Consider the following 4099-nt stretch of genomic DNA (forward strand, 5'->3'; position numbering starts at 1 on the left):
CAATGAGGTTTAAATAGGTTGTTTCTGTTACACCATCACCGACTGATTCAACTTCTTTATATGGAATCACAAAGAAACCTAATGATCCTCCTAAAATAAGGCCATAGAAAAAACCCTTTTCTATAAATTTCAACAAGAAACTCTCCCCCTTTCAAACATGCTCATTTAATGAGCTATAGCATTCCCTATTACTATTAAAAGGCGTTTATTTATCYCCCATAAAAATTATTCGATTATGAATTTTATTACATATAATCTACATATTAACATATCGGCAGATTAAAAGGGAGACTAACGTATAGTCTCCCTTTCTATAAAAATTTAATAACTTTTACCATATTATTTACTTAAYCAAACTTTAGAATTAAATAAACGCTCCAGAAAGTCACGAATCAAGGAAGCTTTTCACAGCAGTTAAAAAAGCGGATAAGTTTCCTGCATGCACCTCATGTCCAGTCCCTTCTATCGTTACTAATTTACAATTTGGAATGCGCTTAGAAACTTCTTGCAATTTATCTTGAGGAATATGGCTGGATCCTCCTCCTATGATGAGAGTAGGTGCAATTATCTCTGTAAGACTTTCCCACCATTTAGGATTGGGGTTGTTTAACTGTTGAAGAATTGAAGGTACAACCTCCCAGTCAAACGGTAAAGGACCAGGCGGTTTGGCAGGAATTTCGAACTTTTCTCCTGTAAAAGGTGGAGGAGTGTCTTCAACAATCAATTGATCTACCCTTTCTGGAAATGTTTCAGAAAAAAGATAGGACACCGTCCCCCCCATAGAATGCCCAATCAACGTAAAGCGCTCCAAATTCATCACATTTACGAACTGAAGTAAGTCATCACACATAAGTTCAAACGTATAGGTACCGGTTCTTTCACTTCCACCGTGTCCTCGCTGATCTAAAGCTAAAAATCGATATTCCTCTCCTAATACAGCTGCTACTTCATCCCAAGACTCTGCACTCATTCCCAAAGCGTGAAGTGCAATAATAGCGGGTGCCGAAGCTTCGCCTGCCTCTCGATATTGAAATGTTAAACCATTTAGTTCAATTTGATTTACTCGCATTTTCAAATTAGATCAACTCCTAACTCAGATTTCACCAATTAAAATCTAGTTTATTAAGGTTCATCTATATATTAGCGAAGGAATGAAGATTTCCTTCACCTCTTATCTTATTAGGAAAGATATTAGATTATTTTATGTATCCAGTGTAATTCTTTAGTCAGCATAATGCACCTAGAGTTTTTTACTTTCGATACCTATATAATTTAAACCAAAAGTACTGTAAGCCAATTGAATAAAAGATTGTAAAGGAAGAGACATAAATTTATCTTTATGCCAAAACATTTGTGTATAAAGAGGCGTATCAATTTTAGTACAAGCCAATTCTTTTAACACGCCTTTCTCAAGCTCTCCTTTTACTACTACTTCGGGCAATATCGCAATACCTAAATCTAGCATGACGCATTGCTTAATAGCTTCCACGCTTGCAAATTCAAATTTAGTTGATGTACAAATACCCGCCTCGCGAAACAAATTTTCCGATACTACCCGGTATGAACACCCCGACTCAGTATACAAAAGAGTCTCATTTTCAAGCTCTTCTAAGTAGATATCCGTTTTATCAGCTAAAGGATGCTGAGGAGCAGCAATAATTTTCAAGTCTTCTGCAACAAGACATTGTGTATGTAGATTTGCATCATGATGCTGGATAGGCTCCATCGTAAAGGCGATATCAAGAGTGCCGTCTAGTAGCTGCGCTCTTGTTTGTGCTTGAGAGTAAGTGGGCTTAAAGATCATTTTAACCTTTGGAAATTGATCCTTGAACTCTTTTAATATTGGAGGCAATCTATACGTGCACTGGCTTTCAGAAGATCCAATAATAAGTGTACCCGCAGGCTCTTCCACTCCACTTACAGCGTTTTTTGCTTCCTTAGTCAATTGAATCATTTTATCGGCGTACCTTTTAAATTCTCGACCTGCCTCTGTTAAAACCAAGCGCTTTCCGAGACGTTCAAATAAAGGAGTTTCAAGTTCATTTTCAAGAGCTTTTATTTGAGCGGTAACGCTTGATTGAGCAAAGTTCAAAATTTTAGCTGTATATGTAAAATTTAAATTTTCTGCAGCTGTTTTAAACGTAATCAGTTGTTTTATTTCGATTTTCCTCACCTCTTTATAATCGGATATTTCGATTGATTCAATCGTAATGTTCATCTGTAACGATTGCTAATTTCATTATAAAATATGGTAAATCAAACCACAACATACTAAATATAAAGAGATAAGGGGAAATCATAATGTCTATAAAAAAAGAGAATACAAAGGAACAAACCGTTCTAATGCAAAAAAATACAAGTGACAAAAACTTTAAATACTATTGGAATGAAATTATTCGAGCGCTTATCGTAACCAAATAAGTAAGGCTAATCAATTTTATTTTTTGAAAAAGTAAATCCACATACAAGCGTATAAATATAAAAACAATAGCTCGCTAACGCTGACGATATACAGAATTAGCGAGCTATTAATCTATTATTTAAACTTGTAATCATGTTTATTGGCTTGAATCTAACCTAAACTTTGCAATATCCTTGTCATCTTGGGAGATAATGAGTGTACCCTTTAACGCATTAGCTTGTAGCTTTTTTAGTTTTTCTTCAGTTGGCAAAAGAGGTAATTCATTATTTTTTTCCTTTGCTCCTAAGGTATAACTAAGAGTAAATTTACTTGTTCCTTTAGATGGAATTTCTCCTATACTCATACCAATACCTAACTTATTGTTATCCATATTATAAATATTTGAACCAATTGATTCCTTTACAGCTGATACCAACTCCTTATCTGGTTCTATGCGAATGGTTGTTTTAGCGAAATCAGAGAGAGCCATAATATTGTTAGACGTATTTTCCATCGTAAATGTATAGCGTAACTCCGTTGGAACGATATGTTTAYTTTTATTCTTTTTATCAGGAACTATCAYTTCCCCAACGATTTTTTTATCATTTGTTAATAGTACCTCTGCTTTTTGTAATTTTAAGTACTCAACATTGTTTACATATTCGGTTTTTGAACAAGCGGAAATGATAAACATCAAACACATAATAAACAAACCAAGATAGAACTTTTTCATATTTCTCCTCCTTAGACTTTTCCCTGCACCTGATCCTTTATCATAAGTCCAAATATAGCGAAGAAGTTTAATACAACCAGCAATCCATAATAAAAGCCACTCCCTTCAAAAAACAAAGAGAGAATGGGGAATATTATAGATTCAAAGCCAAATAACATAATAATAAGGCCAATTCCTTTAGCGAGCTGTTTTTCATCCTTAGGTGTAAATATCTTTCCATACCCAGCAATGAAACTAGTATTACCTTTTTTCCATACACGTTTCCCAATATAAATAATGAAGCAGCTTACTAAACATATAAATAATACGTTCAACATCAGATATTACCCCTTCTTCACACACTCTAATTTAACATATATAGTATATTTTACCATAAAAATTTACAAATATTATGTATTAAAGGTGGACTCATAGAATATAACACTATAAAATATATACATACTAATTATGGATATCTTAATTAAACAAGAACTCACTGAAGAATATAATAAAACTGAAGAAGTTGTGAAAAGCGCTTTTTTAACTGAAGAATACAGCGATAAGAAAGAACATTTTGACTTTCCTGAAGAATTCTTTATGACCTTAGAGTTAACAGAGGGATTATTAAAAAATATGCAAGGTGTTGTGCAGTGCTCAAAAGCTTTTTCAGAGTAAGTACTAACTGATTAATTAGGTTTTACTTAAAGGCTGCCTAGAAAAAAATTTTATAGTATTTTCTATGGACAGCCTCTTTTTTATTTACCTGATATTATTAAAGCGGTGAGTTTTCCACACCTAAATGAACCCAATCTTCTTTTGGAGGCCCATAAACTCCAGGCGGTTTTAGTCCTGCTTGACGCATCAGAATGGTAATTTGACCTCGGTGATGAACAATATGCTTGATTAGTCCCATTAAGATTGTGGCATTTGATTGGGTTCTTCCGAATGCTTCTTGCGTATGTTCTAAAGATTCATCTGTCCATTGC

At 34.0% G+C, this 4099-nt stretch carries 5 protein-coding genes and 1 pseudogene; 1 reads left to right on the plus strand and 5 read right to left on the minus strand.

What is annotated here, in order from left to right:
- Nucleotides 1-385 precede the first annotated feature (385 nt).
- The 4 genes from AC1DRF_RS18170 to AC1DRF_RS18185 all read right to left on the minus strand — a co-directional run bounded on the left by AC1DRF_RS18170 (nucleotide 386) and on the right by AC1DRF_RS18185 (nucleotide 3451).
- Nucleotides 386-1075: an alpha/beta fold hydrolase gene (locus tag AC1DRF_RS18170; RefSeq protein WP_116515652.1), complete on the minus strand. Its 690-nt coding sequence runs from the start codon at nucleotides 1073-1075 to the stop codon at nucleotides 386-388.
- A 165-nt stretch (nucleotides 1076-1240) separates the two neighbouring features.
- Nucleotides 1241-2164 (minus strand): LysR family transcriptional regulator, encoded by a 924-nt coding sequence (locus AC1DRF_RS18175; RefSeq protein ID WP_377560551.1) that lies wholly within the window; start codon nucleotides 2162-2164, stop codon nucleotides 1241-1243.
- Between the two features lie 394 nt (nucleotides 2165-2558).
- Nucleotides 2559-3134: a hypothetical protein gene (locus AC1DRF_RS18180; protein WP_477741331.1), complete on the minus strand. Its 576-nt coding sequence runs from the start codon at nucleotides 3132-3134 to the stop codon at nucleotides 2559-2561.
- Between the two features lie 11 nt (nucleotides 3135-3145).
- Nucleotides 3146-3451 carry a hypothetical protein gene (locus AC1DRF_RS18185; RefSeq protein WP_377577654.1) on the minus strand — a complete coding sequence of 102 codons (306 nt, stop codon included), beginning with the start codon at nucleotides 3449-3451 and terminating at the stop codon, nucleotides 3146-3148.
- Between the two features lie 130 nt (nucleotides 3452-3581).
- On the opposite strand from AC1DRF_RS18185, the pseudogene AC1DRF_RS18190 reads away from it, so the two are divergent.
- Nucleotides 3582-3686: pseudogene (locus AC1DRF_RS18190) on the plus strand (GNAT family acetyltransferase); the annotation flags it as partial.
- Between the two features lie 199 nt (nucleotides 3687-3885).
- Here AC1DRF_RS18190 and AC1DRF_RS18195 read toward each other — a convergent pair.
- The coding region (locus tag AC1DRF_RS18195) for a DinB family protein (RefSeq protein WP_477741332.1) at nucleotides 3886-4099 on the minus strand (214 nt) is incomplete at its 5' end.

It is taken from the genome of Priestia sp. P5_B4 (genome assembly GCF_056400385.1).

Excerpts from the sequence above, each read along its gene's own strand:
- AC1DRF_RS18185 (WP_377577654.1), bottom strand. The coding sequence starts at position 3,451 with ATGTTGAACGTATTATTTATATGTTTAGTAAGCTGCTTCATTATTTAT.